This window comes from Microbacterium sp. Bi128 (genome assembly GCF_918698205.1).
Genome location: NZ_CAKKMM010001457.1, coordinates 1 through 1,245 on the forward strand (window position 1 = coordinate 1; position 1,245 = coordinate 1,245).

Genomic DNA, 1,245 nt, shown 5'->3' on the forward strand with positions numbered 1-1,245 from the left:
TGGTGACCCACATCCTCAGTGTCACCACCTACAGCCTGCTCGGTGCGTTCCAGTTCCTCCCCGTGCTGCGGGGCCGCCGGGGCTGGCACCGCATCGCCGGCCGCATCCTCGCGCCGGCGGGCCTGCTGGCCGCCCTGTCCGGCCTGTGGATGGCCGTCTTTTATCCGCTGCCGCCCGGGGACGGACCGGCGCTGTTGGTGCTGCGGCTGGTCTTCGGCTCGGCCATGGCGGCGAGCATTGTCCTGGGAGTCGTGGCGGTTGTGCGCCGGGATTTTGTGCGGCACGGCGCGTGGATGACCCGCGGCTACGCGATCGGCGTCGCCGCGGGAACGCAGGCGCTGACGGGGCTGCCGTGGATGCTGCTGGTGGGCCCGCCCGACGAGCCGACCCGGGCTGTGCTCCTGGGGGCAGCCTGGGTGATTAACCTTGCGGTGGCCGAGTACGTCATCCACCGGCGCGCCAGGCGGACCGTGCGGGTCCCTGCCGTCCTCCCCGTGCCTGCCGCCGTCGTCCCCGTGCCTGCTGCCGCCGTCGTCGAAGTCGCCGGAAGCGTGCCGGCTCGCCGTACTTTTCCGGCGAAGCGGATGGTTTCCGGCGACGTGGATGCCGGGCGGCTAGACTCACGCGCATGACAATTGTGGACGATCAAGGCCGCCCGGAGCCTCCCCTTGCCGCCGATGAAACCGCGACCCTCCTGGGTTTCCTGGACTACCAGCGGGCCACGCTGGCGTGGAAATGCGCCGGGCTGCACGCGGCCGGCTTTGTGGCTACTACCGCTGCCTCATCGATGACACTGGGTGGGCTCCTGAAGCACATGGCCTATGTGGAGAGCGAATGGTTCTCCCGTTCCCTGCACGCCCGGGACCGGGAGGCCCCGTTTGCCGCCGTGGATTGGAAGGCCGACCCGGACTGGGAGTGGCATTCCGCCGCCGGGGACACCCCGGACCAGCTGCGCACCTTGTGGCAGGACGCCGTGGACCGGTCCCGGGCCAGCGTCACGGAGGCCCTGGCCGCCGGTGGCCTGGACCAATTAGCCCGTCGCCCGTGGCCGGACGGTTCGGCACCGAGCCTGCGCTGGATCCTGTGCCACATGATCGAGGAGTATGCCCGGCACAACGGCCACGCCGACCTCCTCCGCGAGGCCCTAGACGGCGAGACGGGGGAATAGACGGCGAAACGGGGGAGTAGCATCGCGGCACCCCTCGAACCACCCGTTGCGCTATCAGTCTTGGCGGTTATGGACGC

The 1,245-nt window shown here is 70.3% G+C and carries 2 protein-coding genes; both read left to right on the forward strand.

What is annotated here, in order from left to right:
- On the forward strand, positions 1–632 hold a 632-nt coding region (locus LQV45_RS33655), incomplete at its 5' end, for a DUF2306 domain-containing protein (RefSeq protein WP_230012139.1).
- Positions 629–1,168 carry a DinB family protein gene (locus LQV45_RS33660; protein ID WP_230012141.1) on the forward strand — a complete coding sequence of 180 codons (540 nt, stop codon included), beginning with the start codon at positions 629–631 and terminating at the stop codon, positions 1,166–1,168. The genes LQV45_RS33655 and LQV45_RS33660, both read left to right, overlap by 4 nt.
- Positions 1,169–1,245: the final 77 nt, after the last annotated feature.

Bases quoted from the DNA above. Each gene is read 5' to 3' on its own strand.
- LQV45_RS33660 (WP_230012141.1), top strand. From the start codon at position 629: ATGACAATTGTGGACGATCAAGGCCGCCCGGAGCCTCCCCTTGCCGCC.